Genomic DNA, 25,365 nt, shown 5'->3' with positions numbered 1-25,365 from the left:
AGGCAGCACATGACAGTTCAGACCCGCATCAACGCGTCCCGCCGCTCTCCCACCGTTCTGGTGGCCGGCGGCGCCGGCTTCATCGGATCCCACCTCTGCGATGCGCTTTTGCAGCGCGGTCATACCGTGATCTGCCTCGACAACCTGTTTACGGGAAGGATCGACAACATCCGCCCGCTGCTCAATCATCCGAATTTTCGCTTCATCGAACACGACGTGCGCGATCCCATCGAGATCGAGGGCGACATCGACCGGATCTACAGCCTTGCCTGCCCAGCCTCACCCAGGCATTACCAGAAGGATCCAGTCGGCACGATGAAGACCTGCGTGCTCGGCACCATCAACATGCTGGAGCTCGCGCAACGGAAAGGCGCCCGGGTGCTGCAGGCATCGACCAGCGAGGTCTACGGCGATCCCGAAGTGCATCCCCAGCCGGAAACCTATCTCGGCAACGTCAATCCGATCGGGCCCCGGGCCTGCTACGACGAGGGCAAGCGGGCCGCGGAAACGCTGATGTTCGATTACCATCGCATGTACGGCGTCGAAATCAAGGTCGCGCGCATCTTCAACACCTACGGACCCCGTATGCTGGAGAATGACGGACGCGTGGTCTCCAACTTCATCGTGCAGGCGCTTCGCGGAGAGCCGATCACGATCTATGGAAGTGGTACGCAGACCAGGAGCTTCTGCTTCGTCGACGATCTCGTGCGCGGCCTCCAGCTGCTCATGGAGAGTCCATCCTCGATTACTGGTCCGTGCAATCTGGGCAATCCCCACGAGGTCACCATCGAGGCTATTGCGCGGGACGTGCTGGCGTATACGGAGTCAATCTCGCCGCTCCGATTCGAGGAGTTGCCGAAGGACGATCCAAAGCGCCGCAAACCGGTGATCGACACAGCCGTTCGAGCGCTGGGATGGCGCCCGCGCGTGGCGCTCAAAGACGGTCTCAAGGCGACGATCGCCTATTTCGCCATGCGCATGGCCGGGGAAGCGCCGGCACTTGTTCCGGCCATTGCACCGCGCAGGAGCGGACGTACCGGGGCACGCGGACAGCTAACGATCGCCGATGGGCAGTAAACGGCAGAACGAGCCGAGGAACGCGCGGAACCCGCGCGAACTCTCAAGCCCGTGTAGCAGCCGCGCCACGGGCCCACTTGCAGAAGTTCTCGAGATGGTACTGGTATTCGGAGATCGCGCGATTGGCCATCCGGATCCGGTTTTCCTGGCCTTCCTCGACCATCATGGTGATGCGCTGGGCCAGAAACACGCACGCCTCGAACTCATCGTGGATCGCCCCGCTGCGGGCCAGAAAGTCCCACGCGATCTCATAGGCCTGTTCGGCAGCGGGACTACGGTAGTCGCTGAAAATGATGTGCGCCATTACAGCCAAACGTGGATAAGAGGGTTCCGGTCCTGCGAGCCGATATGACCGCAGGCGGACTCGGCGGCCGAAGCCGCCGGTCTCGCCGTGGTGGGTGTGGAGTGCGATCAGGCCGCCTGGCGCTGATGCGCCAGATATTCCATTGTCACCTTCTCGACGTTCGAGTCGATCCAGGCGGCCATGCGCTGCTCCTCCTTCAGCGACGTCTCAAGAGGCTCCTTGGCCTCCGCGAACCCAGCGGCGCCGCAGAGGGCGAGCAAAGACTTGTATGCAGCAATCTCGAAATTCTCGAAGGCATTGTTGGCGAATGTGTTCTTGAGAATCTCGTCGCCGGCGACAGAGTGTGCCATGGCTTGCATGTTCGCCATCATGGATTGCGTCGTATCCTTGAGGCTGGAGGTGCTCTCCCCGCAGGCTTCCAGGCATCTCTCCAGCCGCTTCAGCTGCTCGTTGGTTTCCTGAAGGTGGGCGGCAACCTTGGCCTTGACCTCGGGATATTCGTCCAATCGTTCCGACTGACGTTCCATCAACTCTCGCGCCTGCACTTCCATCGCATGCGCATTGCGTAATCCAACCACGAATGTATCGCGGGCTGCGTTCGTCATTTCATGTTCCTCCATTTCACCGGCCTTGTCGCCGCCAACCGCAGTTTCGGTGGATCGTTCCTAGAGTGATCCGTGACGCCGACGCTGGGTTCCGGCCGCCGGACCCGAGGCTAACCTGCGATAACAGAACACAAATCCTCTACCGCCGCAGGAACGCTGCATACAGCCGACGGGTTTCCGGAGCGTGGTCGCATCGGCAAACGGCCGCAGCGCTCAGGAACAAAATGACAAACAGCTCTCCGCAAATTAGCAACCCAAGCCCTCCGCTTGGCCGGCCTGCACTTGGCCGTCCGGGCGAGAGACGGCCCGACAACACTTCCGATCCGTTCTTCATGACGATCCGCGACGATCTTGCGGACAAGGGCTTCTTCACGGCGAGCGCGGAGGAGCTGATCACCTGGGCGCGAACCGGGTCGCTGATGTGGATGACGTTCGGGCTCGCCTGCTGCGCGGTCGAAATGATGCAGATGTCGATGCCGCGCTACGACGCCGAACGCTTCGGCTTCGCGCCGCGCGCATCGCCGCGCCAGTCGGATGTGATCATCGTCGCGGGCACGCTCACCAACAAGATGGCGCCGGCGTTTCGCAAGATCTACGACCAGATGCCCGAGCCACGCTACGTCATCTCGATGGGGTCGTGCGCTAATGGCGGTGGTTACTACCACTATTCGTATTCGGTCGTGCGCGGCTGCGATCGTGTCGTGCCGGTCGACATCTACGTGCCCGGCTGCCCGCCGACCGCGGAGGCGCTGCTGTACGGCGTGATGCTGCTTCAGAGGAAGATCCGGCGGATCGGCACAATCGAGCGCTAGTGAGCTGACCAACTCGGACTTGAATGGACATGACGCAGATCCCGCTTCCCTCTTCCGCCGACGCGGAGCACGCGCAATCCGACCTCGACCGCAATGACAACACGCGGCAGATCGTCGCTGACGTCGCCTATCGTCAGCTCGCGATCGTCAACGTGATTTTCGTTGGCCTCGAAAACGCCGGCGACGGCAATTGGGTGCTGGTGGACGCCGGCATTCCCGGATCGGCTGGCGCCATCCGCTCCGCCGCGAAAGCCCGGTTTGGAGGAAACGGCCGGCCTTCCTGCATTGTCATGACGCATGGGCACTTCGATCACGTCGGCGTGCTCGAAACGCTACGGAATGAATGGCACGTGCCGGTTTATGCCCATGCGGCCGAGCATCCCTATCTGGACGGAAGCCAATCCTATCCGTCGGCCGATCCCAGCGTCGGTGGCGGGCTGCTCGCTCGGCTCTCTCCGCTCTTCCCGACAAAGCCGGTGGATGTCGCATCGCGCCTTTATGATCTTCCCTGTGATCACAGCGTGCCCTTCATGCCGGAATGGCAGTGGATCCATACCCCCGGCCATACCCCAGGGCATATCTCGCTCTGGCGCGAACGCGACCGCGTGCTGATTGCCGGCGATGCCTTCATCACGACGCGGCAGGAATCCGTCTACGCCGCAGTGACGCAAACGCCGGAGATGCACGGGCCCCCGATGTATTTCACCCCCGATTGGGGAAGCGCCAAGACATCGGTCCGCGCACTTGCCGCACTCGCTCCGGAGATCGTCGTCACGGGGCACGGCGCGGCCATGCAGGGGCCGCAGATGCGCGCGGCTCTCGATGCTCTCGCCCAACGGTTCGACGAAGTTGCCGTGCCTTCGCAATATCGACGCGGAGTCGTCGACGACAGAGCTTGATCACGCTGCACGGCTAGGAACGGTGGATGCTTCACATGATTGATCCGACATCGAAACCTCAAGGAGAAGACAGATGCGTAAGACAATCCTGACGATCTTTACGGCAGCAATGCTTGCAGGCGCTTCAGTCGGCGCAGCGTTCGCGCAAGGTGCTGGCGGTGGCGCCGGTGGTGGCGCAGGCGGCGCCGGTGGTGGGGCCGGAGGCGGTGCTGGCGGCGGCGCGGGCGCTGGTGCCGGGGCTGGCGGCGCAGGCGCAGGCGGTGCTGGAGCTGGAGATGGCGGCTCAGGCGGAACCGGCGGCGGCGGCGGCATCACCCATGTCGAGCGGGGCGGACAAGGTGCTTCCAGTCCTTCCGGCATGCGCAACGAAACGACCCCACCGTCCAACGGCGCCACGCCGCGTCGCTAGCGGTTCGCGGTTAGCAATCCTCCAAAGCGCGCCCTTGCTGTTGCGCGCATGAGAGCGGCCTCGGTGAGATCCTCTCCTCGCCGGGGCCGCATCGCGTTCAGGTCGCAATTAGAGGAGTCGGTAAACGTTGCACTTGGAACGCCGCTTCACGAGGCACGTTCAATGTTGAAATGGAGATTTCCATGAAGCATCGATTGCTCCTGGCCGCCGCCTCTCTCGCGCTCGTGACGGGCCTCGGCTCCCCAACGGCGGCCGTCGCACAAGACCGCTACTGCCTTCAGGGCCGCGTCTGGGGCTATCCGGGCAACTGCCAGTTCGCCAGTTACGCTCAGTGCATGGCGACTGCATCGGGAACGCACGCCTATTGCGGCGTCAATCCTCGCTATGCCTATGCACGGCGATATAGGGGATATCGGTGACCGGCCCAGGTGCAGACTGGTCATCGATCCTCCTTCTGACCGATCCCGCCGCTGAGCCGAGCGGCCCCGCGGCAGCAGAGCAAACGCTCAAGGCGCGCCAGGGACCGCTTTAGCTCTCTCGCTCGATACGCCGGCGGATGTCCAGCAAAAACTGGCTGACACCATCATCTGGGCTGACGCCGTCAGGCGACGCTATGGTGGTGATGCCCCAGTTCGCCAATACAGCCTCCTGCACCGGATTGCGCTGCGTGACGAACGCGAAGGACCTCGGTCGGTCCTGGCGGTGCCCGGACTCATCCCAACTCTGCCAAATCCGATGCAGCAGGAGCCGAATGTTGGGATCGGACATGCTGTATCCGATGAAAAGCAGCGTGCTGCCCAAGGCATCGGCGCGAAACCGGATATCGAGTGGCGAGTCGAACGCGAGCCGGTTGAGGAAGTCGGTCTCGGTCAAGACGAGCGAGGCATCGTCGTCGAAGTCGCCATGAAATTTGATGATGTGCGTGACGCCGGAACGGGCGCTTGCAATGTCCTTTGCGTTGCTGATCTTGGCATAGGGCTTTTCCAGGACCTCGAAGGCCGTCTCGAGGTTGCGGTCGTAGTTCGTGGTGTAAATGGTCGGAAAATCGAGCTCCACGATCAGCCGGTGGAGCCGTGAGGCCGCGATCCTGTCCGGGTCGACGCGCCAGTTGCGGTCGAGCCAGCTGCGGAGCGGGCCGATTCCGCCGCGCTTCAGCCGGTAGTACTCCGCCAGCATCTGATAGCCGCCGTGCATCCCAGCGATCACGTCGCGCTCAAGTCCAAGGTCATCCAGCAGATGGTCGATCAGAGATTGCCAGGACGGCAGGCCGACAGCCATCGAGACGCCGGCGCCGACGAACAGGATCGCGCAGCGTCGCTTGATCGCCGCGGCCAAGACCTCATGAGGCGGTCGCTCCTCGAATGCGAGTCCGGTCGGTTGCTGGTTCATCTACCTTGAATAACTGGACGAGACGCGGGTTCCTGGAGCCATGCCATCGCTCAGCGGTGAGGGGGCGGTCTTCTCCGTCTGCGCCGCGAAGCGGGCGATTAGACGACGAAGCTGCGCCTTGTGCACCAGACGGCCCGCCGTCTTCGGCGAGACCCAGATTGCTTCACGCTCTCCCTTTTCCGGCCACCAGCGCTCCTGCCCGTGGACCCTCATGGGAAAGACGGCAACGTTCATGGTCCGCTTGCGATCACCCTTCCGCTTGCGATGCTTGAAGGAGCCCAGCGCGCGCTTTGCGGTGACGCCGACGAGACCGGCCTCCTCGTACGCCTCGAGCGCAGCCGTACGGTGCGGCTCCGTCTTGCGCATCGGCGATCCCTTCGGGACACTCCACCTGCGCTTGCGCCTGGTCGTGATCAGCATCACGCGCAATTCGGAATTGTTCAGCATGAACGGCAACGCGGCGAATTGTTTCTTGCCCATCAGGCGCCTCCAGTTTGGTCGATAAGCCTACCCCGCAGCCATCGTTCCTTTATGCGCGAGTGTCCGTCCCCGATCAGAACTTCCGTTCGACCATCTTGAGGCGCAATCCGGAAATGGCTTCGCCCGGATTCAAGCCCTTGGGACACGCCTTCGCGCAGTTGAGGATGGTGTGACAGCGATAAATCCTGAAGGGGTCTTCGAGCTTGTCGAGGCGCTCGCCCGTCGCCTCGTCGCGACTGTCATTGACCCAGCGGGCCGCCTGGATCAGGGCCGCTGGGCCGAGGAAACGCTCGGAATTCCACCAGTAGCTTGGACAAGATGTCGAGCAGCAGGCGCAGAGGATGCACTCGTAGAGCCCGTCGAGCTTGGCCCGATCCTCATGGCTCTGTCGCCATTCCTTCGGTGGTGTGGGTGACACGGTTTGCAGCCAAGGTTCGATCAATGCGAGCTGTGCGTAGAAATTCGTCAGGTCGGGAACGAGGTCCTTGACCACTGGCTGATGCGGCAAGGGCAGCACGCGCAGCGGCTCGCCGTTCGGAACGTCCTCGCTCATGGACTTGGTGCAGGCGAGCGTGTTCTGGCCGGCGACATTCATCGAGCAGGAGCCGCACACGCCTTCGCGGCAGGACCGCCTGAATGTCAGCGTGGAGTCGATGTTGTTCTTGATCCAGATCAGACCATCCAGAACCATGGGCCCGCAATCGCTCATATCGACGAAGTAGGTGTCGAGCCGGGGATTGCGTCCGTCGTCGGGATTCCAGCGATAGACCTGGAATTCGCGCAACGATTTGCTGTCCGGCTTGGGCCAGATCCTTCCCTTTTCGACGCGGGAGTGTTTCGGAAGCCTGAACTCGACCATGTTACCTCCGGGAAGACATGAGGCGTGATAACCGCGCATCAGCCGGGATTGAAGCAGCGTAGTTGCAGAAGATCATCCAGCGACACACCCAACAGCACGATGCGAAAGGCCGGTGCTGTAGCGAGCATCAGCAGCAATATAAAAATGGCATAGACCAGAGCTGGCGAGGTCTCTCTAGCGAGGCTGTAGACTGCTTTCCGCATGGACCCTCCCTTGCGTGCCGGCGCGTGTCATGGCGGCGCCGATGACCAACATGGCCGCACCCCATAGCAGGAAGCCGATGTCCCAGAAGATGCGCTGCTCGTGAGGCACGGTCTCATTCACCTGGTGCAGCTTGAAGACCTCATGGTCAACCACGCCTTCAACCAGATTGAAGATGCCCCAACCGAGCAACACCGCGCCGAGACACTGGCCGCGCGACCAGTGGATGTCAGACCCGCGCGCCCGTTGCCACAGCACATACAGGCCGAGGAGCACAACAACATAGGCCGCGCTGTGGAAGATGCCGTCCCAGGTCGTGTTGAGCTTGACGTTGTCGATGGAGTTGAGCGGATACCAGCCGCTTAACATATGATGCCATTGCAGCAGCTGATGAAACACGATGCCGTCAAAAAACCCGCCCAGACCAAGCCCGAGAAGGACGCCCGCGGAAATCGGAAAGCTGCGTGAATTTCTGTGTTGCATGATTTTGCTCGTGCGCCGGTCGGCATCTGGATGATGGACAAACCGTCCTCAGTGCTGCCGTTCCTATGATCATGACGCACTTCCCGTGCCAATAACCTGCGTTAACCTGCGGGCTCGTGCCAGGATGCCGACATCAGGTGGAGCATCGCCCGGCTGCTTACGGCGGCGATAGGAACGTTCGAAACGGTCGCAGCGTCTTGTGAATCCAACATTGGAGATTCCACGTCGTATTTGCGATCAGATGGCACCCCGGCGAACAGCAGGTCGCATAGATGTCGCCGCCGATCATTCAGCGTCACCTGGCGATCCTGAGCAATCTCAGGGAAGTCGGCTAGAGCTTCACCAAGCGACAAACGAGCGACGGTGGCCGTGTGTGTCCGCCCACGTCAAAGTCTTCGATGATTCCAATCGCGAGGAGCCAATATGGCGTATGCCCTGTTCAAGGACGGCGAAAAACTGAGCCGGACGTTTTCAACCAAAGAGGAAACCCTGAAAAAGGCCGAAGACGCCGGTCTGGTCGAAAGCGGCGGGGGTCAGCCCAGGCTCGAGGATGACCTGAAGATCAAGCCCTGCTCGCCCGACCCCGAACCTCGAAGCGAGGACGACCTCGATTGGACGCCGGAAAACCCGGCGTCCTGATCGCCGATCTAACAGCCTTTGCAGATGCTCTTGATCTTTCGATCGACGTGGGAATCCTGAGAGTTCTCCGAGCGTATTTCGGCGTCGCCCGGGATCGACGGACCGGGTGTCGCAGTTCCGTCAATCCGTCCGCTGCTGGTCCCCCCTGCGGGATTGCCGGCCCGCCCGACGGTGGTCGATCCTCGCGGCCCGCCACCGCTCGATTGGGCCGTTCCAGCGGTGTTCGTGCCGGTAGCCGTCGTGCCACGCGAAGCCGCGGCCGCGTCGCCTGGATTGCCCAGGCTGGGCGATGCACCGCCCGTCTGGTTTGTAGCTCCTGCAGACCCAAGGCCTGCCGACCCAGGGCTTGTGGCACCGCCGGTGCCGCCGCTCGTGCTGCTCGCGCTTGCTCCGCCCGATCCTCCCGAACCGCCGCCACCGCCACTCTGCGCCGAGGCGGCCCCTATCGACGCGGTCGCCAGGAACGCGATCAGCATCAAGCTCGAAGTTGTCTTAGCCATTGCTCAGCTCCTCTCACGATCGTCGTGCGTGTGATGTTGATCGCGCTCACCACCGCCTCCCGAGACGTGTGATTTGCGGTCGTTGGTAGCCGTTCCGGGCGCAGGGCGCTCATGCTCGCGACCTCCCTTTTCGGGGTGCTTGCGATCCTGCCGCGAGGAGCCCGGACCACCGAAGCGTTCACTGTCTGAGTTCTTGTGTGGCATTCATCGGTCCTGCTGGTAGCCTTGGTTTGTCGTGTTCTGCTTGATGTTGCCGTGACGACCCTGGGTGTCGAAGTTCTCGCGGTCGGGGACTCTTTCATCCGTCTCGATCCTGGGATCAGATCCGGGTCCCTTGTCGCTGCGCTGCTCTGGCGGTATGGGGGGCAATTTGGACATTGCATGCTCCTTGTTTCGGTCTCGCGACCTCATGCGCTGGCAATGAGATGGGGCGGCGGTCGTTCCTGATCGATGCTGATGCATGCCCCTAGGAACGAACGATTCCTGCCCGTGTTGACCCCGCAGTTCATACGGAAGGCTTTTTGTTCATGGTCCAGGCTCTATCGCGGGAAACGGAGAAGGACGGCACCCGGAAGCTGATGATGGCGGGATCGCTGGCGTACGTTGATCGCGTGCCACCACACCGACAGATCGCAGAGAGGACAAGTTATGCCGAAAGCGAAAGCGCCTGAAAACGACCCGAGAGAAACACCGGTCGACGATCCGCGACAGCAGACGGATTTGCCAACCCACCGGCAGACGGACCAGCCTTGGCAGGGAAATCCCGAGAAGGAGCAGATCGACCCAAAGCGTCCCCCGATTGATCTGGAGCGATGGCAAAAGTCGAATACCCACTAGCTGCTACGCATGCGCTTCGTTCACGCGTCGAGCTCATGGATGGTGGGCCGCAGGTCGCCGCCCTCATCGAGATCGAGCGTTGCCAGCGTGATCGGCAGCTTGAATCGCCTTGGACCGGCGCTTCCAGGATTCAGGAAAAGCACTCCGTTGATCGTGTTGACCTGCACCCGATGCGAATGTCCTGATATCACCACGTTCACACCGGTTGCCGCGGGGTCGATGGCGAGCGCCTTGAGATCGTGAAGGAGGTAGAAACAACGAGCGCCGAGGTGCACTGTTTCGGTTTCGGGATAGCGCCTCGCCCAACTGCCGACATCGACGTTTCCCCTGATGGCGGTGACGGGCGCTATTCGGCAAAGCCTCTCCAGAACCTCCGGCGCGCCGATATCACCAGCGTGGAGGATATGCGACACCCCTGCAAGACGGCGTCCGGCCTCAGGTCTGAGAAGGCCGTGCGTATCCGAGATCACTCCGATCCTCAACGCCATGTCAGGCCGCGACTTCAGTGCAGGACATCCAGTGGCACTTTCCCGATCTCCTCACCCTGCTGGTTCGTGACCAGGATGGAAAAATGACGATTCCTGAGTTCGGGACGCTCCGCAAGGAGCCTCTTCGCGATCTCCTCGGCAACGTCCAGCGCCACGATGTCGTCGGGCAATTCAGCTCCTCCCTCGTCGGCGACGGTCTCGGAGTCGACCAGATCAAAATGATAGCGCGGCACGTGAACCCTCAATTCGTCGCAGGAACGCGCGATCTCGGGCCTTCGTTCCGGCGCTCGCACGTCAACGCCCGGCGTGTCCGCAGGAACCCTCAGGGTCATCGCGGCATTGCTGCTTTTTGGAGCCGACACATGCTCGGAGAGTTGCGCGTGCTTGCCCAGCCGGGCGCAATCATCGCCAGTCTCGCCGTCCTGTTGCTGATGGCCGCTGGCGATGCGGCGATCGTGATCGCCGTGAAGGGCTGGCCATTCTAGCCCGATGATTGATGTCGGACATCCCTCTTCGGCCCATCGCTCCGATTAGCGGATAGGAACCTTTGTAGGCCTGCCCGGTTCCGCCTGTGAAGCGGAGTGCGACAAGGCGTCAATGCAGGTCTGGGTGCGAAGGGTTCTGGTGTTGTGCACGATCTGGCCGCTCACGGCGTGTGCGGGCCGGCAATCGGCGCTCGATCCGCAAGGGCTGCAATCCGACCAGATCTTGCACACGCTGTTCATCTTCCTCGCTGTGTCGGCGGTCGTCTGGACCGCCGTCGTGATCGCGCTCTGCATCGGAATGATGCGGCGAAAACGTTCGGCTGATCGGCCGCTTGACCTTCACCAAGCCTTCGAGGAATGCTCCGGGCGCGTCATCCTCGCGCTTGGGATTGCGACCACCGCCGTCGTGCTCGGTCTCTCCTTCGTGAGCTATGCCGGACAACGTACCGTCTTTGCCAAGGACGAGAAAGCCCACATCCTCAAGATCATCGGCCACCAATGGTGGTGGGAGGTCCGCTATGAGGCCGACAGTCCGCAGCAGAGTTTCGTGACGGCCAACGAGATCCGGATCCCGACCGGCCAGCCGGTGAAGGTCGAGCTGGAATCGGCGGACGTGATCCACAGCTTCTGGGTGCCGAGCCTGACCGGCAAAATGGACTTGATCCCCGGGCAGAAGAACGAGCTGCAATTCACGGCGAAGAACGCGGGCATCTATCGCGGGCAATGCGCCGAGTTCTGCGGGATCCAGCACGCCCACATGGCATTTGCCGTGATCGCGATGTCACCCGACGAGTTCGGCCGCTGGCGCCACCATGAAAACCAGAGCGCCAACAGCCCTGCCGATCCGCTCGGCAAGCAGGGCGAGGCTCTGTTCCGGGCGCGCGGATGCGCCTTGTGCCACAACATTAGCGGCACGCTGGCCGGCGGGCAGCTCGGCCCGGATCTCACGCATATCGGCAGCCGCACGACCATCGCGGCGGGAACGTTGCCGAATAATTCGGCCACGCTCGGCGCCTGGATCGCCGATCCCCAGCACATCAAGCCCGGCAATCTCATGCCGAGGATGCCGCTGCAATCGGATGAAATGATCGCCATCATTCATTATCTGGAGCAGCTCAAGTGAGCATCGCCGCTGAACCAAATGAGTTGCGGGACGACGTCCTGAACGGCCTTCGACTTTCCACACAGCTGGAGAAAGTGTGGCGCACGCCGTCCGGCTGGATGGGCGCGCTGACGTCGGTCGACCACAAGGTGGTCGGCCGCCGCTACATCATCACGGCGTTCGTATTCCTGCTCCTCGGCGGCCTCCTCGCGGTCCTGATGCGCATTCAGCTGGCCGGGCCGGAGAAGACGTTTCTCTCCGCCGACAAGTACAATCAGGTCTTCACGATGCACGGCTCGACGATGATGTTCCTGTTCGCCGTGCCGGTCATGGAGGCGTTCGCCGTTTATCTGGTGCCGTTGATGGTCGGCACGCGGAACATCGCCTTTCCGCGACTGAACGCCTTCAGCTATTGGATGTTTCTGTTCGGCGGCTGCTTTCTCTGGATTTCCTTTGCGCTGAATGTCGGCCCCGACGTTGGCTGGTTTGCCTATGTCCCGCTCTCCTCGCTGCAATTTACGCCGACAAAGCGCCCGGATGTCTGGGCGCAAATGATCACCTTCACCGAGGTCGCGGCGCTCGCCGTCTCCGTGGAAATCATCGTGACCGTGTTCAAGCTCCGCGCGCCCGGCATGACGCTCGACCGCATTCCCCTGTTCGTCTGGGCCATGCTGGTGACGAGCTTCCTTGTGATGTTCGCGATGCCCTCGATCATGGTCGCATCGACGTCACTGATCCTGGATCGCCTCGTCAACACGCGCTTCTATGATTCCTCCTCGGGCGGACATCCCCTGCTCTGGCAGCATCTGTTCTGGTTCTTCGGCCATCCCGAGGTCTACATCATCTTCATCCCGGGCACGGGAATGGTCTCGGCGATCCTCGCGACGTTCGCACGACGGCCGGTGATCGGCTATCCCGTGGTGATCCTCTCGTTGATCGCGACCGGCTTCCTGTCGTTCGGTCTCTGGGTCCACCACATGTTCGTCACGGGCCTGCCCCAACTCGGCGCGGCCCTGTTCACAGCCTCCAGTATGCTGATCGCGGTGCCGAGCGGGCTGCAGATCTTCTGCTGGCTGGCAACGCTCTGGGACGGGCGTCCGGTCTACCGGACCCCGCTGTTGTTCGTGATCGGCTTCATCGTGATCTTCGTGCTCGGCGGGCTGTCCGGCGTCATGGTCGCCTCGGTCCCGATCGACACCCAGGTGCACGACACCTATTTCGTCGTCGCCCACTTCCATTATGTCCTGATCGGCGGCGCTGTGTTCCCGCTGGTCGGCGCGGTCTACTACTGGTTTCCCAAGATCGCCGGCCGCATGCTCAGCGAGCGACTCGGGCGCTGGAATTTCTGGCTCGCCTTCATCGGCTTCAACGTCGCCTTCTTCCCGATGCACATCCTCGGGCTGATCGGAATGCCGCGCCGGGTCTACACCTACACCGCCGACATGGACTGGGCGCACCTGAATCTCGTGTCCAGCGGTGGTGCTCTCATTTTCGCGCTCAGCTTCGCGTTGCTTTTGGTCAATGTGGTCTACAGCTTGCGTAAGGGCGCGCTCGCAGGCGACAATCCCTGGGATGCCTCCACGCTGGAATGGGCGACGTCATCGCCGCCCCCGCCGCAGAATTTCGACCGCATTCCGGTGGTCAAGCACCGCGATCCGCTGTGGGCCGATAGCGAGAGCCTGCCCGTGGTCGCGGGTCTGAGCGCCGAGCGGCGCGAGGTCCTGCTGACGTCGCTCGCGGAAGCCGAGCCGCAGATCCGCGAGGCTTCGCCCGAACCCAGCATCTGGCCACTGCTCACAGCTATCGCAACGACCGTGTTCTTCATCGGCTCGATCTTCACGCCCTGGGCGGTGCTCTGGGGCACGCCGCCGATGGCCGTCACCTTGATCGGCTGGTTCTGGCCGAGCGGCAGCAAGGAGGACGAGGAGTGAGACAGACCATCGTCCGCAATGTCGCTGAACTGCCGACTTACGGCTACGGCCCGCGCAGCGGACCGTGGTGGGGCGCGATGGGCTTCATGGCGCTGGAAGGTATGGGCTTTGCCATTGCCATCGGTGCCTATCTCTATCTCTACGCCGTCAACCCAAGCTGGCCGATCGGCGCCTCGCCGCCCGATCTCTGGCCAGGCACAGCCGAAGTCGTGGTCTATCTGCTGAGCATCATCCCGAACGAGATCACCAACCGCGCCGCACACCGGCAGGATCTCGCGAAGGTGCGGACCGGACTCATCGTGATGGCCCTGATCGGCATTGCCCTGCTGGTGCTGCGCGGCTTCGAGTTCGCGCATCTCAACACCCGCTGGGACAATTCAGCTTACGGCTCCATTGTTTGGCTCATTCTGGGGCTGCACACGACCCACCTTGCCACCGATGTCGGCGACACGGTCGTGCTGGCGGTATTGATGTTCACGCGCCATGCGAAACCGCGCCGGTTCAGCGACGTGACCGACAACGTGTTCTATTGGAACTTCGTCGTGCTCGCCTGGCTGCCGCTCTATGTCTTGCTCGATTGGGTGCCACGCCTATGACCGCAGCCGATCGACATTCCAGACTGCTTTATTGGGCCGGCGTTGCGCTCGGGCCCATCGCGTGGGGTATCAACTTGCAGGGCGTCTACGTGCTCGCGCACTTCTCCTGCGAACAGACCAGGCTCAGCGGCGCGATCATGAGCGCGGTTCTGGCTGTCGTCGCGCTGGCAGGCACTGTCATTTCGGCCCGCGCCGTTCGGCGCGGCGCGGGGGCTGAATGGGCCGATGCGCGGGGTGGCGGACCACGAACGTTCATGGCCTGGCTCGGCGTCGGCTCCGGCGTGTTATTTGCGCTGGTGATTGCGAACCAGTTCGCCGCCTCGCTCATGATCAGCCCATGCCTGCGCTGAGCTTTGCAGCACTGCTGCTCGCGCTGCTCGCGGCGCCGGCCGATGCGCACGGACTATCGGATGTCGATCCCGGTTCGCTGTGGAGCTACGATCCCTGGCTCATGGCCCCGCTCTATGCCGTCGGTATCGGCTTCTATGTCGGAACGCAGCGGCTCTGGCATCATGCAGGTGGTGGCCGTGGCGTCAGCTTCCGCCAGGTGGCCGCGTTCTGGACCGGATGGCTGGTGGCCGCACTTGCCATGACCTCGCCGCTGCACTGGCTCGGCGAGCGTCTGTTCACCGCGCACATGGTCGAGCACGAACTGCTGATGGTGGTCGCGGCACCGCTGATGGCGTTCGCCCGGATCAATGGTCCTCTGCTGTGGAGCCTGCCGGCCCGGCTTCGCCCGGCGGCAGGCCGCATGCTCGATCTGCCGATATTGGCGTGGCCCTGGCGTTTTGTAAGCCACCCCATGAGCGCGACCATCCTGCACGGCGCAGCGCTCTGGGTCTGGCATGCACCGCCTTTATATGCGTGGGCGCTCGAGAATACGGCGATCCATCGTCTCCAGCACATCAGCTTCTTCGCGACTGCGCTGTTGTTCTGGTGGGTGCTGCTGCATGGCCGCGGTCAGGGCCGTAGCACTCGAATTCGCGACGGCATCGCTGTCGCGTGCCTTTTCATCACCATTTTGCATTCCGGCGTGCTCGGAGCTCTGCTGACCGTGTCGCCGCGGCTGTGGATCCCAGGCCAGGGCGCCCTCGCCGGGGAATTCGGCCTCTCGGCACTCGAGGACCAGCAGCTCGCCGGCATCCTGATGTGGGTGCCCATGGGCCTACTCTATACCGGCGCCGCGTTGTTCTTTGCTCACCGCTGGCTGACTGCGAACGGCGGTCATTCCCGCCTGCCGCTCCCTTCAACATCCGGGCTGAGCGACGCTGCATAGGAACCGCAACTTCTGTTCGAACGTTCGCCTGCCGACTGCGACACTCCACGGAGGCCACATGGAAAAACGATCCGTCATGGTGCTAACGGCAATCACCGCAGCATTCTTGGTGCCTGCAGTCTTGAGCGCGCAGGACCAACCCAAGTCAGGGATGTCGTGCCCGGTCGACCATGACAAGCTCGCCGATATCCTCAAGAAGAGTGTCAAGCCGGGCGGCGGCCCCAGCAACGGCGGTCTCGACAACAACGAGTGGGCTGCCGTCGTCAATCGGCAGGGCATCGTCTGCGCAGTTGCCTATAGCGGCGGCAAGGTCGACGACCAGTGGCTCGGCAGCCGGGCCATCGCGGCCGAGAAGGCCAATACGGCAAATGCGTTCAGCCTGAAGGACAAGGCGATCGCGACCGCCAATCTCTATGCCGGTGCGCAGCCCGGCGGGTTCCTGTTCGGAGCGGCACTCGGCAACCCGCCGTCTCCGGAAGCCTTGTACGCCGGATCTCCCGACAACTTCGGCACGGCCCAGGATCCGATGGTAGGCAAGCCGATCGGCGGCACCATCGTGTTCGGAGGCGGGTTGGCGCTCTATGACGGCAACGGCATCACGGGCGCGCTGGGCGTCAGCGGCGACAGCTCCTGCGCCGATCACAACGTGGCCTGGCGCGTGCGTCACCAGCTCGGGCTCGACCGCGTGCCGGCCGGCGTCAGCCCCAACATGAAAGACGCAATCATCTATGACATCGGACCCGACGGCAAAAGTCCGTCTGGATTTGGCCACCCCAAGTGTAACGGCAAGGAAGATCAGATCGCAGTTGACCTCGGCGCCGGCGTGTCCGGCAACGTCGTGAGATAGCTCGTCGTCGGTCTCACCTCTTTGGAACCAAGCGAAGTCGGAACGTTTGTAGGTTCGTAAACCGGCCTGCAACGGCGCACGGCCTCATCACTGCCGTGGAGATCTTTACATATGTTAGTGCGTGGTCTCACGCGTTTGCTGGGCCGACTTCCAGGCTTCCTTTGTGCCCTTTGCGCGTCCTGCGCGTTGCTGTCGTCCGCCTCGGCACAGAGCGATCTCGCCAGCCGCATGAAAGATCCCGGCCAGTGGCCGATGGCGGCGCGCGACTACGCCAACACCCGCTATAGCAACCTTGATCAGATCAACACGTCCAATGCATCGCGCCTCCAGCTTGCATGGACGTTCTCGGTCGGTGCCGATCGCGGCCAGGAGGCGGCGCCGCTCGTGGTCGATGGCACCATGTATGTGGTCGGCCCTTATGCTGGCCCCTACCCCAACCGTGTGTTCGCACTCGATGCCACGAGCGGTGAATTGAAATGGTCCTACGCGCCAAAGCCTGAACCGGCAGCCGCGGGCGTTGCCTGCTGCGACGTCGTCAATCGCGGACTCGCCTTCGACAACGGCAAGGTCTTCCTCAACACGCTTGATAACCACACGGTCGCGATCGACGCCAAGACCGGCAAGGAGCTGTGGCATACGAAGCTCGGGGAGATCAACAAGGGCGAGACCATCACGATGGCTCCCGTCGTGGTCAAGGGCAAGGTGCTCGTCGGCAACAGCGGCGGCGAGATGGGCGTGCGCGGCTGGGTCACCGCGCTCGATGAAAACACCGGGGCCATTGCGTGGCGCGCCTACGCCACGGGCCCGGACAAGGACGTGCTGATCGGCGACGACTTCAAGCCGTTCTACGACAGTCTCAAGGGCAAGGATCTCGGCGTGAAGACGTGGCCGGCCGACCGCTGGCAGGTCGGCGGCGGCACGATGTGGGGATGGATCTCCTACGATGCCGAACTCAATCTGATCTACTACGGCACAGCCAATCCGAGCCCATGGAACGCCAACCAGCGCAGCGGCGACAATCTCTGGAGCACCACAATCTTTGCCCGCGACCCCGACACCGGCCGCGCCAAATGGGCTTACCAGATCAACCCGCACGACCTGTTCGACCACGACGAGATCAACGAGAATGTGCTCGTCGATCTCGAACTGAATGGAAAGCCGCGCAAGGTGCTGATCCACCCGGGCCGCAACGGCTATATGTACGTGATGGATCGGGCGACCGGCGAAGTCATCTCGGCGGACGCGTTTGAATTCGTCAATGCCTATAACGGCGTCGATCTCAAGACCGGCAAGATCATCCCCAACGAGGAGAAGACGCCGCTCGCCGGCAAGACCGTCGAGAACATCTGCCCGGCCGCGCCGGGCGCCAAGGACTGGCAGCCAACCGCCTGGTCGCCCCGCACCAAGCTGCTCTACGTGCCGCATCAGCATCTTTGCATGAATTTCAAGGCATCGCAGGTCGGCTATATCGCAGGCACACCTTATGTGGGCGCCGATGTCGACATGTATGCCGGCCCCGGCGGCCACCGCGGCGAATTCATGGCGTGGGATCCCGTCGCGCGCAAGAAGGTCTGGGAGATCCACGAGAAGCTGCCGGTCTGGAGCGGCGCGCTGGTTACGGCAGGCGACGTCGCGTTCTACGGCACCATGGATCGGCTGTTCAAGGCCGTGGATGCCAAGGACGGGCATGTCCTCTGGCAATTCCGCGCCGGCTCCGGATTCATTGGCCAGCCGATCTCCTATCGCGGCTCCGACGGACAGCAATACATCGCGATCCTGTCGGGCGTCGGCGGCTGGCCGGGTGTGGTGGCCAACGCCGAGGTCGATCCGCGGGTGCGCAACGGCGCGCTCGGTTTTGTCGGTGCGACCCAGGATTTGCCGTTCTACACCGCGGGCGGGAGTGAGCTGCTGGTCTTCAAACTCGGCGGCGCGAATGGTGAGGACACCAGCCATGCGCCTTCGAAATAGTTATCCCGGCATCGCTCTTGGTTTTCTGGTCGGGCTTGCAACCACGGCGGCGGCAGCGTCGGATCGCGAGCTTCGCGTCTGTGCCGATCCCAACAATCTGCCTTTCTCGAACAGCGCCGAAGCAGGATTCGAGAACAGGCTCGCGGCCATGGTGGCCGAGCATTTCGGCCTGCAGGTCTCCTACACCTGGTGGGCGCAGCGCCGCGGCTTCATCCGTAACACGCTGAAAGCCGGCAAATGCGACGTCGTCATGGGCGTGCCGTCCGGCTATGATCTCGTCGAGACGACGAAGCCGTATTATCGCTCGAGCTACGTGTTCGTCACGCGGCAGGACCAGCACCTCGACCTTTCGTCCCTGCTCGACCCGCGCCTGCATCACCTCGCGATCGGCGTGCATCTGATCGGCGATGACGGCAACAATCCGCCGCCCGCGCAAGCGCTCGGCGAACAGGGCATCGTTGACAACGTCCGCGGCTACTCCATCTACGGTGATTATCGCCAGGCCGATCCGCCGGCGCGCCTGATCGAAGCCGTCGAAAGCGGCAGCCTCGATGTCGCCGCAGCCTGGGGTCCGCTCGCCGGATATTTCGCCCAGCGCTCTCCCGTCCCCCTGACGGTCACGCCGATCCGGGATTACGAGCGCTTTGCACCTCAGCAGTTCCAGTTCGCCATCGCGATGGGCGTGCGCAAAGGCGACGACGCCTTGCGCGACCGACTGAATGCATTCATCGACGAGCACCGGTCCGAGATCACCTCGCTGCTGCGCAGTTACGGCGTTCCGCTGGTGGACCAACCGGTTACGGTATCGGGAGGACATGAGTGATGTCTGCTCCAGTGCTGCGCGCGAGCGCCCTGTCGTTGCTGCTGGCGGTTGTGCCGAATGGTGCGGGACTGGCCCAGCAGACTTTGCCGCAGGAGGCGCAGATGCCGACGCTGTCTCCGCGCCCGAACTTCGGTGGCAGCGTCGGCAATGGCAGGCCCGGCGTCTTCATGCAGGTCCCCGTCAGTCACCTCCATCCCGGCGCGCAGCCGGACCCGCCGCAGATCAAGAACCCTGTGCAGGGCGATCCCAATGCGGAGCAGCGCGGGATGACCTACTACGTCAACTTCAACTGCGTCGGCTGCCACGCGCCAAATGGCGGCGGCGGCATGGGTCCGGCACTGAGCAACAACAACTTTACTTACGGCTCGCAGCCAGAGAACATTTTTCTCTCGATCTACCAGGGGCGGCCGAATGGAATGCCGGCCTGGGGCGGCGTGCTGCCCGACAGCGTGATCTGGGATCTCGTCACCTATATCGGCAAGATCAGCAACGAGCCGAGCCACCAATGGGGCCGAACCTTTTCCGCGAATCTGCCTTCGCCCGAAGTCGAGCAAGTCCCGAGCGAGCAGGTCTCGACGACCGATCCCTGGTCTGCCACCAAGTCTTTCAATTTCGGCCAGAAGCCCTGATCGCCGGGAAGCAGCGATGGCAAATCCGATCACGAGATTGCTAGTCACCGCGCTGCTGGCTACCACAGGCGCCGCCTGCAAGGCTGCGGGCCCGGACAACTTCACCGGCGACGCGCGTCGTGGCGCCGACCTCGTCAAGCAGTATCACTGCGGCGGCTGTCACGATATTCCCGGCATTGCCGGCGCCGAAGGCAATGTCGGCCCACCCTTGCATCGGATCGGCACGCGGACCTACATCGCCGGCTACATCCAGAACTCGCCGGACAACATGGCTGATTGGATCGAGGATCCACAGCGGGCGTTGCCGGGCAATGCCATGCCGAGAATGGGCATCCCGCAGAAGGACGCGCGGGACATCGCGGCGTTTCTCTATACGCTGAAGTGACCATCATGCCTCCCATGCATCGTTCAATGAATTGGCTCCGTGACGCGCCATTGCTGGCCATCACCATTGTGCTCGTCGCTATCATGGGACTGGGCCTCCTGGCTGGCGGTGCCTGGCTCGAGGCCCTCGGTGGCTCCGTCTACTATCTGATCGCGGGCATCATGCTTCTGCTCACGAGCTGGCTGCTCGGGCGCCGCCGCGCCGAGGCGCTCTGGGTTTATGCCGCGCTGCTGGCCGGAACGATGGCCTGGGCGATCTGGGAGGCCGGCCTCGATTTCTGGTCGCTGGCGCCGCGCGGCGACGTACTCGTGCCGCTTGGCCTGTGGCTGATGCTGCCCTTCATTGCCTCCCGCCTGGCGCCTCGCTTGCGCGCAGCGCGATGGGCGCTTGGCCTTGTGTTGGTCGCCGCAGCCATCGTCGTCGGCATGTCCCTGACGAGCGATCGCCGCGATCTTGCCGGCACGATACCTGAGGGCGAAACAACGGGGGCCATTGCGTCTCCCGAACCGGACCAGCCCGCTGCCGGCCAGAACTGGACGGCCTACGGCGGCAGCGGCTTCGGTACGCGCTTCTCGTCGCTGAGCCAGATCACCAAGGACAACGTCAAGGACCTCAAGCTCGCCTGGGAATTCCGCACCGGCGATCACAAGGGCCCGGACGATCCCGACGAGATCACCAACCAGGCGACGCCGCTCAAGGTGGGCGATCTGCTCTACACCTGCTCGCCGCACCAGATCGTGTTCGCGCTCGAAGCCGCGACCGGAAAACTGCGCTGGAAGTTCGATCCGCAGGTGCAGCACAACAAGGCCTTCCAGCACATGACCTGCCGCGGCGTGTCCTATCACGCGACCAAGCCCGGCGCGATAACTGCCGACGGCACGCCGGCCCCGAGCGATTGTGCGGGGCGCATTTTCATACCGACCAACGACGGACGGATGTTCGCGCTCGATGCGCAGAGCGGCGTGCCTTGCCAGGATTTTGGCAATCAGGGACAGATCGATCTCAAGCAGGGCAGCGAGATCCAGACACTCGGCTTCTACGAGGGCACCTCGCCGCCCGTCGTCACGGACAAGTTGCTGATCGTCGGCGGAGCGGTGATCGACAACTATTCCGATCGCGTGCCGTCGGGCGTGATCCGCGGCTTCGACATCTATTCAGGACGGCTGATCTGGGCATTCGATGCCGGCAATTCCGATCCGAACGAGATGCCCTCGGCCTCGCATCATTTCACGGCCGGCTCACCCAATTCCTGGAGCATTTCCGCGGTCGACGAGAAGCTCGGACTGGTCTATGTGCCGCTCGGCTCGAGTTCTCCGGATATTTGGGGCGGCGGCCGTTCGCCCGAGAACGAGCGCTACGATTCGGCATTGATTGCCCTCGATCTCATGACCGGGAAACTGCGTTGGTCGTTCCAGAACGTGCACCACGATCTCTGGGACATGGATATGCCGTCGCAGCCCAGTCTGGTCGATTTGCGCCTTAACGGCGGCGTGACGCCTGCGATCTACATCCCGGCAAAGACCGGCGACATCTTCGTGCTCGACCGCCGCGACGGGCGTCAGCTGGTGCCCGCACCGGAGAAGCCGGTGCCGCAGGGCGCCGCGAAGGGAGACCGGCTGTCGCCGACCCAGCCCTTCTCGGAGTTGAGCTTTCGCCCGCCCGGCATGCTGACCGACGCGCAGATGTGGGGCAGCACGATGTTCGACCAACTCGCCTGCCGGATCAAGTTCAAGCGCCTGCGCTATGAGGGGCCGTTCACGCCGCCGTCTGAACAAGGCACGCTGGTGTTTCCAGGAGACTTCGGCATGTTCGAATGGGGCGGCATTGCCGTCGATCCGCAACGCCTGATCGCGATCGCGAACCCTCAATCGATTCCCTTCGTCTCGCGTCTCGTGCCGCGCGGGAAAGACAATCCGGCAGCGCCGAACGCGGCGCATCCGCCGGGAACCGAGCTCGGCGTGCAGCCGATGTACGGCGCCCCCTATGGCGTCGACCTCGGCATTTTCCTCTCACCGCTCGGCATCCCCTGCCTTGCCCCGCCATGGGGCAACATCGCCGCGATCGATCTCAAGTCGCACAAGGTGGTCTGGCAGCATCGCATCGGCACGATCCGCGATCAGGCCCCGCTGCCGCTGCCATTCAAGCTCGGCGTTCCCATGCTGGGCGGTCCGATCGTCACCGCGGGCGGCGTCGTCTTCATCACGGGAACGATGGATGACTACATCCGCGCGTTCGACGTTCGCGATGGCAGACGGCTTTGGCAGGACCGCCTTCCTGCCGGCGGCCAGTCGACGCCGATGACCTATGAGGCCAACGGCAAGCAATATGTCGTCACGGTCGATGGCGGCCACGGCTCGTTCGGAACTAAACTCGGCGATTACGTGCGGGCCTACGCGCTGCCGTGATCTGCCTCGGCAGGACATGCTTGTGCTTGGCGACGCCTTGTCCCGATCTGCCAGCGCGACGCGCAACTGCTGAAGCCAGGAGAGCCACGCCCGCAGCTAGTCCCAGCGCCGCGAGCCCCTGACTGATGACCCCGGCAGGTGGGAGCTGCTTGCGTGACAGCCAACCGCCATCGATTGACGTGCCCTGCGGACCAGCTTCGATCATGGTGCCCTCGCTGCTCTTCGCCGGGCGCGCGCGCGACAGCAGGTAGCGGAAGGCAACCCCCAGGATGTTCTCGGTAATCTGCGGAGCCATCGCGTAGGCAATTTGGCCGGCACGCGCCGGCCAGCCCACGGCGACCTCATCTTGGGGTGCGCGGACGAGGCTCACGAACGTCTCGGCAACGTCCTCCGCCTGATACAGCAGCGGACCGGGATCGAGCGTCCGGCCGGACATGTTGGCGCCGTGGACGAAGCCCGGCGTGTCGACCATGGCCGGGAAGACGCCGCAGACATGGATGTTGCGATGAGCCCTGAGCTCCTGACGCAGGCTCGCGGTGAAGCCCCGAAGGCCGAATTTGCTCGCTGTGTAGGCCGCAGCAAAAGGCGTCGGAGCCCAGCCCCCGAGCGAGATGTTGTTGATCAAGATACCGCGGTTCTGGCGCAGGAAGATCGGAAGCACCGCGAAAGCGCCATGCATCGTGCCGAGGAGATTGACCTCGATCGTTCGGCGATGAAGTGCGATATCCGCGTCCTGATAGGCCCCGAAAACGCCGGTGCCGGCGTTGTTGATCCAGACGTCGATGCCACCGAGCGCGTCTTCCGCCTCTCGGGCCAGCCGCTGCACCGCCTCGGCATCGGTGACATCGGTCGGGATTGCCAATGCGCGGCCTCCGAGCGCCTCGCATTCTGCAGCGAGGCTCGTCAGGACTTCGGCACGGCGTGCCGCCAGGACCACGCTTGCGCCCTTTCCGGCGAAGGCCAGCGCCGCAGCACGCCCGATTCCGCTCGAGGCACCGGTTATGACGACGCGCGTGCCAGTCATTTGCCGCGGCTCGGATCCGGAGCCGCCCGCCGGAAGCAGCCAGTGCAGGGATCGCCGGAGACGCTCGGTTCCGTCCGCTTCGAACCAGTCGCCATGCGCGAAGATCACCCGCTCCGGCGACAGCCGTATGAGCCGCTCGGCTGCCGACCGCACGGAACGGCCGCCGAGGCGCAGCAGCAGTCGGAGATAGACCGGCGCCGTTCCGTTTGGCTTGGAAATGCCGAGGAGGTTTGCCGCGGCCTCGTTTGACGCGCTGAGATCATCGGGATCGAGATTTTGCACCAGATCCGTCAGGATCAGTGTCCGGCTGCGCTTGTCGAACAGCTCGATCTCGGAGAACATCGGAGCGTTCACCGAGACGGCTTCGAGGTCGGCCCTCCATTCCTCAGGCGTCGCCTCTCCAAGCTCGCGGTCGATGTGGATCCGTGCTGCTCGAACTTGCCGACGCGCCGAAAGGCCGCGCGCCGCGAAAGTCGTCACCTGTGGCAGCTCTCTCTGCCAGTCGGACAGGAACATCCAGTGCGCGATATTCGGCGCGAGCAAGTACCTTATCGGCCCTAGCCGCTCCAACTCACCGCGGAGAGTCGGCGAATGTCTCACCGGCGAATGCAGCACAAGATCGCCGTTCGAGAGCCGAATGACGGTCATACGCACCGGAAGTTTCAGACCGGCAGCGCTGATCGGGGCATCGTCCACGACCCAGATATCGTCCGTCGCTCGCGACAAACGGGCCGTCGACAAGGTAGCGTCGGAACTTTGCATGAGCGTCTTCCATCACAAGGCGTTTGCTCAAGCTTCGGGAGCGACGCTCGTTCCTCGCTAGGACGCCCGAGCCTGCATGCGGGCATTGCGTCGGCGACGGCGCGCGGCGAGTCGTCCTCGGATCCTCTCCGCCGGAATGTGCCGCGAGATCGCCGGGGCAAGCTCTGGTTCTGAGGGAGGTTGTTGGGTGGCAATCGGCGCTTGGTCCGGACGAGCTTCCATCAGACCGAGCACGGCGCGGCCCTTGGCCGTGATGCGCCACCCGCCATTTGTCCGGTCGATCAGCCCTTGCGAAAAGATGTCCAGCCCCGGCACCCGCCCGGCGAGCCGCCGGGTGCGCTCGGTCCAGTCGCGACCGCTGGTCGCCAGAATGGCCATATCCCGCTTGAGATCCTCCATGGCCGCGAACCCATCCGGGTAGCTCACCAGGATCTTGAGGACCGTCACGTGGAAATTCACCCCTGCCCCCACATGACCATCATCACATCGTCGGGACTTCTGAAAGGGCATTGCGGGCCGCTAGTTTGAGACGATCCGCAGAGATGTCGCCCCTGCTTGCAGTCTCCAGAAGCTTCGAGGCTACGCGAGTCCTGGCGCCGATCTCACAGCGTGGAACAGCTTCACACACCTCGTCGAGAACGGTGCGCAACAACGCCTTGGTCGCGGTATCGATCATGGAAAGCCCCGGCGGAAAGGTTCACGGTAGGGCAATCGCTCCGGCCAGGGATTCAACATTGTTAATGATCTTAAAATTTCGCTGCCTGGCCACTGCCGGCTTGGCGATGTCTTGGGCCTGCTGTGCGCGACCTTGCGGGCTCCTGCTCGGCATTGCTCGTGAAATCGGGGAACCTCCGTCGTCGGCCAATCGTTCGCATGCCATGGAGATTGTCGTTTTCGCGGTCCTCGTCCTCCTGGTTGCGACTGTAGTTCGGCATGCGTGATGGCGAACCGCGCAGCTTCGCATCCTCGCGGCTGATTCCGCCCGAGCTTTGCTTCGTCGCTTCACCCTCTTGTCCAAGAGGGCGCAGGGAAGGCCGGGTGCCGGCTGGCGCCCGCGGTCCGCTGCGCGAAAATGTAGCGCAAGGAAACCGCACAGCAGCATACAGGTGTAGCCAATCACTCGGCCTTCCCTGCGCGATGGTTGGACGGC

Annotated in this window: 32 protein-coding genes; 19 read left to right on the top strand and 13 right to left on the bottom strand. The window is 63.1% G+C overall.

What is annotated here, in order from left to right; translation table 11 throughout:
- Positions 1-9: 9 nt before the first annotated feature.
- Positions 10-1,077: a UDP-glucuronic acid decarboxylase family protein gene (locus IVB36_RS11935; RefSeq protein WP_247391523.1), complete on the top strand. Its 1,068-nt coding sequence runs from the start codon at positions 10-12 to the stop codon at positions 1,075-1,077.
- 43 nt (positions 1,078-1,120) lie between these two features.
- On the opposite strand, the gene IVB36_RS11930 is transcribed toward IVB36_RS11935, so the two are convergent.
- A complete protein-coding gene (locus IVB36_RS11930; protein WP_247391521.1) occupies positions 1,121-1,381 on the bottom strand; it encodes a hypothetical protein in 261 nt (86 codons plus the stop codon).
- A gap of 107 nt (positions 1,382-1,488) precedes the next feature.
- Complete coding sequence (locus IVB36_RS11925; RefSeq protein WP_026234016.1) at positions 1,489-1,986, bottom strand: ferritin-like domain-containing protein; 498 nt, start codon at positions 1,984-1,986, stop codon at positions 1,489-1,491.
- A 224-nt stretch (positions 1,987-2,210) separates the two neighbouring features.
- On the opposite strand from IVB36_RS11925, the gene IVB36_RS11920 reads away from it, so the two are divergent.
- From IVB36_RS11920 to IVB36_RS11905, 4 genes are all read left to right on the top strand, one after another.
- Complete coding sequence (locus IVB36_RS11920; protein ID WP_088930861.1) at positions 2,211-2,798, top strand: NADH-quinone oxidoreductase subunit B; 588 nt, start codon at positions 2,211-2,213, stop codon at positions 2,796-2,798.
- A 29-nt stretch (positions 2,799-2,827) separates the two neighbouring features.
- Positions 2,828-3,697, top strand: coding sequence for an MBL fold metallo-hydrolase (locus IVB36_RS11915; RefSeq protein WP_026234018.1), 870 nt, complete (start codon positions 2,828-2,830; stop codon positions 3,695-3,697).
- A gap of 73 nt (positions 3,698-3,770) precedes the next feature.
- On the top strand, positions 3,771-4,106 hold the full coding sequence (locus IVB36_RS11910) for a hypothetical protein (RefSeq protein WP_143273835.1): 336 nt from the start codon (positions 3,771-3,773) through the stop codon (positions 4,104-4,106).
- Positions 4,107-4,288: 182 nt separating this feature from the next.
- A complete protein-coding gene (locus IVB36_RS11905) occupies positions 4,289-4,525 on the top strand; it encodes a DUF3551 domain-containing protein (RefSeq protein WP_083926601.1) in 237 nt (78 codons plus the stop codon).
- A 109-nt stretch (positions 4,526-4,634) separates the two neighbouring features.
- Here the strand turns inward: IVB36_RS11905 and IVB36_RS11900 are convergent, their stop codons facing one another.
- From IVB36_RS11900 to IVB36_RS11880, 5 genes are all read right to left on the bottom strand, one after another.
- Positions 4,635-5,495, bottom strand: coding sequence for an SIR2 family protein (locus IVB36_RS11900; RefSeq protein ID WP_018460384.1), 861 nt, complete (start codon positions 5,493-5,495; stop codon positions 4,635-4,637).
- Positions 5,496-5,975 carry an NUDIX hydrolase gene (locus IVB36_RS11895; RefSeq protein WP_018460385.1) on the bottom strand — a complete coding sequence of 160 codons (480 nt, stop codon included), beginning with the start codon at positions 5,973-5,975 and terminating at the stop codon, positions 5,496-5,498.
- Between the two features lie 73 nt (positions 5,976-6,048).
- Positions 6,049-6,834, bottom strand: coding sequence for a succinate dehydrogenase iron-sulfur subunit (locus IVB36_RS11890; protein ID WP_018460386.1), 786 nt, complete (start codon positions 6,832-6,834; stop codon positions 6,049-6,051).
- 38 nt (positions 6,835-6,872) lie between these two features.
- A complete protein-coding gene (locus IVB36_RS11885; RefSeq protein WP_157643156.1) occupies positions 6,873-7,037 on the bottom strand; it encodes a hypothetical protein in 165 nt (54 codons plus the stop codon).
- The gene (locus IVB36_RS11880) at positions 7,009-7,518 is read right to left on the bottom strand and encodes a DUF2243 domain-containing protein (protein WP_204511969.1); all 510 of its coding nucleotides are present in this window, start codon (positions 7,516-7,518) and stop codon (positions 7,009-7,011) included. The genes IVB36_RS11885 and IVB36_RS11880 overlap by 29 nt, the downstream gene beginning before the upstream one ends.
- 423 nt (positions 7,519-7,941) lie before the next feature.
- On the opposite strand from IVB36_RS11880, the gene IVB36_RS11875 reads away from it, so the two are divergent.
- Positions 7,942-8,157, top strand: a complete 216-nt coding sequence (locus IVB36_RS11875; RefSeq protein ID WP_018460391.1) for a hypothetical protein — start codon at positions 7,942-7,944, stop codon at positions 8,155-8,157.
- A gap of 503 nt (positions 8,158-8,660) precedes the next feature.
- Here the strand turns inward: IVB36_RS11875 and IVB36_RS11870 are convergent.
- Entirely contained in the window at positions 8,661-8,861 is a 201-nt protein-coding gene (locus tag IVB36_RS11870) for a hypothetical protein (protein WP_083926603.1), read from the bottom strand.
- On the bottom strand, positions 8,862-9,035 hold the full coding sequence (locus tag IVB36_RS11865) for a hypothetical protein (protein ID WP_162847264.1): 174 nt from the start codon (positions 9,033-9,035) through the stop codon (positions 8,862-8,864). It abuts the gene before it with no gap.
- Positions 9,036-9,305: 270 nt separating this feature from the next.
- Here IVB36_RS11865 and IVB36_RS11860 point away from each other — a divergent pair, with 270 nt between their 5' ends.
- Positions 9,306-9,494: a hypothetical protein gene (locus IVB36_RS11860; RefSeq protein WP_083926604.1), complete on the top strand. Its 189-nt coding sequence runs from the start codon at positions 9,306-9,308 to the stop codon at positions 9,492-9,494.
- A gap of 20 nt (positions 9,495-9,514) precedes the next feature.
- Here the strand turns inward: IVB36_RS11860 and IVB36_RS11855 are convergent, their stop codons facing one another.
- A complete protein-coding gene (locus tag IVB36_RS11855; RefSeq protein ID WP_247295139.1) occupies positions 9,515-9,982 on the bottom strand; it encodes a metallophosphoesterase family protein in 468 nt (155 codons plus the stop codon).
- A gap of 17 nt (positions 9,983-9,999) precedes the next feature.
- On the opposite strand from IVB36_RS11855, the gene IVB36_RS11850 reads away from it, so the two are divergent.
- The 12 genes from IVB36_RS11850 (at position 10,000) to IVB36_RS11795 (ending at position 22,429) form a co-directional block, all read left to right on the top strand.
- The gene (locus IVB36_RS11850) at positions 10,000-10,467 is read left to right on the top strand and encodes a hypothetical protein (RefSeq protein ID WP_198293419.1); all 468 of its coding nucleotides are present in this window, start codon (positions 10,000-10,002) and stop codon (positions 10,465-10,467) included.
- Between the two features lie 112 nt (positions 10,468-10,579).
- A complete protein-coding gene (gene coxB, locus IVB36_RS11845; RefSeq protein ID WP_018460396.1) occupies positions 10,580-11,590 on the top strand; it encodes a cytochrome c oxidase subunit II in 1,011 nt (336 codons plus the stop codon).
- Positions 11,587-13,500, top strand: coding sequence for a cytochrome c oxidase subunit I (gene ctaD, locus IVB36_RS11840; protein WP_018460397.1), 1,914 nt, complete (start codon positions 11,587-11,589; stop codon positions 13,498-13,500). The genes coxB and ctaD overlap by 4 nt, the downstream gene beginning before the upstream one ends.
- Positions 13,497-14,096, top strand: coding sequence for a cytochrome c oxidase subunit 3 (locus IVB36_RS11835; RefSeq protein ID WP_018460398.1), 600 nt, complete (start codon positions 13,497-13,499; stop codon positions 14,094-14,096). Before ctaD ends, IVB36_RS11835 begins: the two co-directional genes overlap by 4 nt.
- Complete coding sequence (locus IVB36_RS11830; RefSeq protein ID WP_018460399.1) at positions 14,093-14,446, top strand: hypothetical protein; 354 nt, start codon at positions 14,093-14,095, stop codon at positions 14,444-14,446. The genes IVB36_RS11835 and IVB36_RS11830 overlap by 4 nt, the downstream gene beginning before the upstream one ends.
- Entirely contained in the window at positions 14,434-15,372 is a 939-nt protein-coding gene (locus IVB36_RS11825; RefSeq protein WP_247391519.1) for a cytochrome c oxidase assembly protein, read from the top strand. Before IVB36_RS11830 ends, IVB36_RS11825 begins: the two co-directional genes overlap by 13 nt.
- Positions 15,373-15,430: 58 nt before the next feature.
- Entirely contained in the window at positions 15,431-16,219 is a 789-nt protein-coding gene (locus IVB36_RS11820) for a heme-binding protein (protein ID WP_026234021.1), read from the top strand.
- Between the two features lie 111 nt (positions 16,220-16,330).
- Positions 16,331-18,187 carry a PQQ-dependent dehydrogenase, methanol/ethanol family gene (locus IVB36_RS11815; protein ID WP_026234022.1) on the top strand — a complete coding sequence of 619 codons (1,857 nt, stop codon included), beginning with the start codon at positions 16,331-16,333 and terminating at the stop codon, positions 18,185-18,187.
- Positions 18,171-19,010: a substrate-binding domain-containing protein gene (locus tag IVB36_RS11810; RefSeq protein WP_018460403.1), complete on the top strand. Its 840-nt coding sequence runs from the start codon at positions 18,171-18,173 to the stop codon at positions 19,008-19,010. Before IVB36_RS11815 ends, IVB36_RS11810 begins: the two co-directional genes overlap by 17 nt.
- Positions 19,010-19,639: a cytochrome c gene (locus tag IVB36_RS11805; RefSeq protein WP_247391577.1), complete on the top strand. Its 630-nt coding sequence runs from the start codon at positions 19,010-19,012 to the stop codon at positions 19,637-19,639. Before IVB36_RS11810 ends, IVB36_RS11805 begins: the two co-directional genes overlap by 1 nt.
- Before the next feature lie 16 nt (positions 19,640-19,655).
- Entirely contained in the window at positions 19,656-20,024 is a 369-nt protein-coding gene (locus IVB36_RS11800; RefSeq protein ID WP_018460405.1) for a c-type cytochrome, read from the top strand.
- A 26-nt stretch (positions 20,025-20,050) separates the two neighbouring features.
- A complete protein-coding gene (locus IVB36_RS11795; RefSeq protein ID WP_018460406.1) occupies positions 20,051-22,429 on the top strand; it encodes a glucose/quinate/shikimate family membrane-bound PQQ-dependent dehydrogenase in 2,379 nt (792 codons plus the stop codon).
- Here IVB36_RS11795 and IVB36_RS11790 read toward each other — a convergent pair.
- The 3 genes from IVB36_RS11790 to IVB36_RS11780 are packed head-to-tail and all read right to left on the bottom strand — an operon-like array spanning position 22,389 to position 24,891.
- A complete protein-coding gene (locus tag IVB36_RS11790) occupies positions 22,389-24,215 on the bottom strand; it encodes an SDR family oxidoreductase (RefSeq protein WP_026234024.1) in 1,827 nt (608 codons plus the stop codon). The genes IVB36_RS11795 and IVB36_RS11790 overlap by 41 nt on opposite strands.
- Before the next feature lie 57 nt (positions 24,216-24,272).
- Positions 24,273-24,725 carry a hypothetical protein gene (locus IVB36_RS11785; protein ID WP_051113078.1) on the bottom strand — a complete coding sequence of 151 codons (453 nt, stop codon included), beginning with the start codon at positions 24,723-24,725 and terminating at the stop codon, positions 24,273-24,275.
- Positions 24,697-24,891 (bottom strand): hypothetical protein, encoded by a 195-nt coding sequence (locus tag IVB36_RS11780; RefSeq protein WP_018460409.1) that lies wholly within the window; start codon positions 24,889-24,891, stop codon positions 24,697-24,699. The genes IVB36_RS11785 and IVB36_RS11780 overlap by 29 nt, the downstream gene beginning before the upstream one ends.
- Positions 24,892-25,365: the final 474 nt, after the last annotated feature.

The organism is Bradyrhizobium sp. 35, assembly GCF_023073215.1.
Taxonomy (GTDB): domain Bacteria; phylum Pseudomonadota; class Alphaproteobacteria; order Rhizobiales; family Xanthobacteraceae; genus Bradyrhizobium; species Bradyrhizobium canariense_D.
Note: the sequence above shows the minus strand (reverse complement) of the source record. Positions and strands in the feature narration are given on the sequence as shown.

Coding starts and splice junctions, on each gene's coding strand:
- IVB36_RS11935 (WP_247391523.1), top strand. CDS start 10: ATGACAGTTCAGACCCGCATCAACGCGTCCCGCCGCTCTCCCACCGTT.
- IVB36_RS11930 (WP_247391521.1), bottom strand. CDS start 1,381: ATGGCGCACATCATTTTCAGCGACTACCGTAGTCCCGCTGCCGAACAG.
- IVB36_RS11925 (WP_026234016.1), bottom strand. CDS start 1,986: ATGACGAACGCAGCCCGCGATACATTCGTGGTTGGATTACGCAATGCG.
- IVB36_RS11920 (WP_088930861.1), top strand. CDS start 2,211: ATGACAAACAGCTCTCCGCAAATTAGCAACCCAAGCCCTCCGCTTGGC.
- IVB36_RS11915 (WP_026234018.1), top strand. CDS start 2,828: ATGACGCAGATCCCGCTTCCCTCTTCCGCCGACGCGGAGCACGCGCAA.
- IVB36_RS11910 (WP_143273835.1), top strand. CDS start 3,771: ATGCGTAAGACAATCCTGACGATCTTTACGGCAGCAATGCTTGCAGGC.
- IVB36_RS11905 (WP_083926601.1), top strand. CDS start 4,289: ATGAAGCATCGATTGCTCCTGGCCGCCGCCTCTCTCGCGCTCGTGACG.
- IVB36_RS11900 (WP_018460384.1), bottom strand. CDS start 5,495: ATGAACCAGCAACCGACCGGACTCGCATTCGAGGAGCGACCGCCTCAT.
- IVB36_RS11895 (WP_018460385.1), bottom strand. CDS start 5,975: ATGGGCAAGAAACAATTCGCCGCGTTGCCGTTCATGCTGAACAATTCC.
- IVB36_RS11890 (WP_018460386.1), bottom strand. CDS start 6,834: ATGGTCGAGTTCAGGCTTCCGAAACACTCCCGCGTCGAAAAGGGAAGG.
- IVB36_RS11885 (WP_157643156.1), bottom strand. CDS start 7,037: ATGCGGAAAGCAGTCTACAGCCTCGCTAGAGAGACCTCGCCAGCTCTG.
- IVB36_RS11880 (WP_204511969.1), bottom strand. CDS start 7,518: ATGCAACACAGAAATTCACGCAGCTTTCCGATTTCCGCGGGCGTCCTT.
- IVB36_RS11875 (WP_018460391.1), top strand. CDS start 7,942: ATGGCGTATGCCCTGTTCAAGGACGGCGAAAAACTGAGCCGGACGTTT.
- IVB36_RS11870 (WP_083926603.1), bottom strand. CDS start 8,861: ATGCCACACAAGAACTCAGACAGTGAACGCTTCGGTGGTCCGGGCTCC.
- IVB36_RS11865 (WP_162847264.1), bottom strand. CDS start 9,035: ATGTCCAAATTGCCCCCCATACCGCCAGAGCAGCGCAGCGACAAGGGA.
- IVB36_RS11860 (WP_083926604.1), top strand. CDS start 9,306: ATGCCGAAAGCGAAAGCGCCTGAAAACGACCCGAGAGAAACACCGGTC.
- IVB36_RS11855 (WP_247295139.1), bottom strand. CDS start 9,982: ATGGCGTTGAGGATCGGAGTGATCTCGGATACGCACGGCCTTCTCAGA.
- coxB (WP_018460396.1), top strand. CDS start 10,580: ATGCAGGTCTGGGTGCGAAGGGTTCTGGTGTTGTGCACGATCTGGCCG.
- IVB36_RS11830 (WP_018460399.1), top strand. CDS start 14,093: ATGACCGCAGCCGATCGACATTCCAGACTGCTTTATTGGGCCGGCGTT.
- IVB36_RS11825 (WP_247391519.1), top strand. CDS start 14,434: ATGCCTGCGCTGAGCTTTGCAGCACTGCTGCTCGCGCTGCTCGCGGCG.
- IVB36_RS11820 (WP_026234021.1), top strand. CDS start 15,431: ATGGAAAAACGATCCGTCATGGTGCTAACGGCAATCACCGCAGCATTC.
- IVB36_RS11815 (WP_026234022.1), top strand. CDS start 16,331: ATGTTAGTGCGTGGTCTCACGCGTTTGCTGGGCCGACTTCCAGGCTTC.
- IVB36_RS11810 (WP_018460403.1), top strand. CDS start 18,171: ATGCGCCTTCGAAATAGTTATCCCGGCATCGCTCTTGGTTTTCTGGTC.
- IVB36_RS11805 (WP_247391577.1), top strand. CDS start 19,010: ATGTCTGCTCCAGTGCTGCGCGCGAGCGCCCTGTCGTTGCTGCTGGCG.
- IVB36_RS11800 (WP_018460405.1), top strand. CDS start 19,656: ATGGCAAATCCGATCACGAGATTGCTAGTCACCGCGCTGCTGGCTACC.
- IVB36_RS11795 (WP_018460406.1), top strand. CDS start 20,051: ATGAATTGGCTCCGTGACGCGCCATTGCTGGCCATCACCATTGTGCTC.
- IVB36_RS11790 (WP_026234024.1), bottom strand. CDS start 24,215: ATGCAAAGTTCCGACGCTACCTTGTCGACGGCCCGTTTGTCGCGAGCG.
- IVB36_RS11785 (WP_051113078.1), bottom strand. CDS start 24,725: ATGCCCTTTCAGAAGTCCCGACGATGTGATGATGGTCATGTGGGGGCA.
- IVB36_RS11780 (WP_018460409.1), bottom strand. CDS start 24,891: ATGATCGATACCGCGACCAAGGCGTTGTTGCGCACCGTTCTCGACGAG.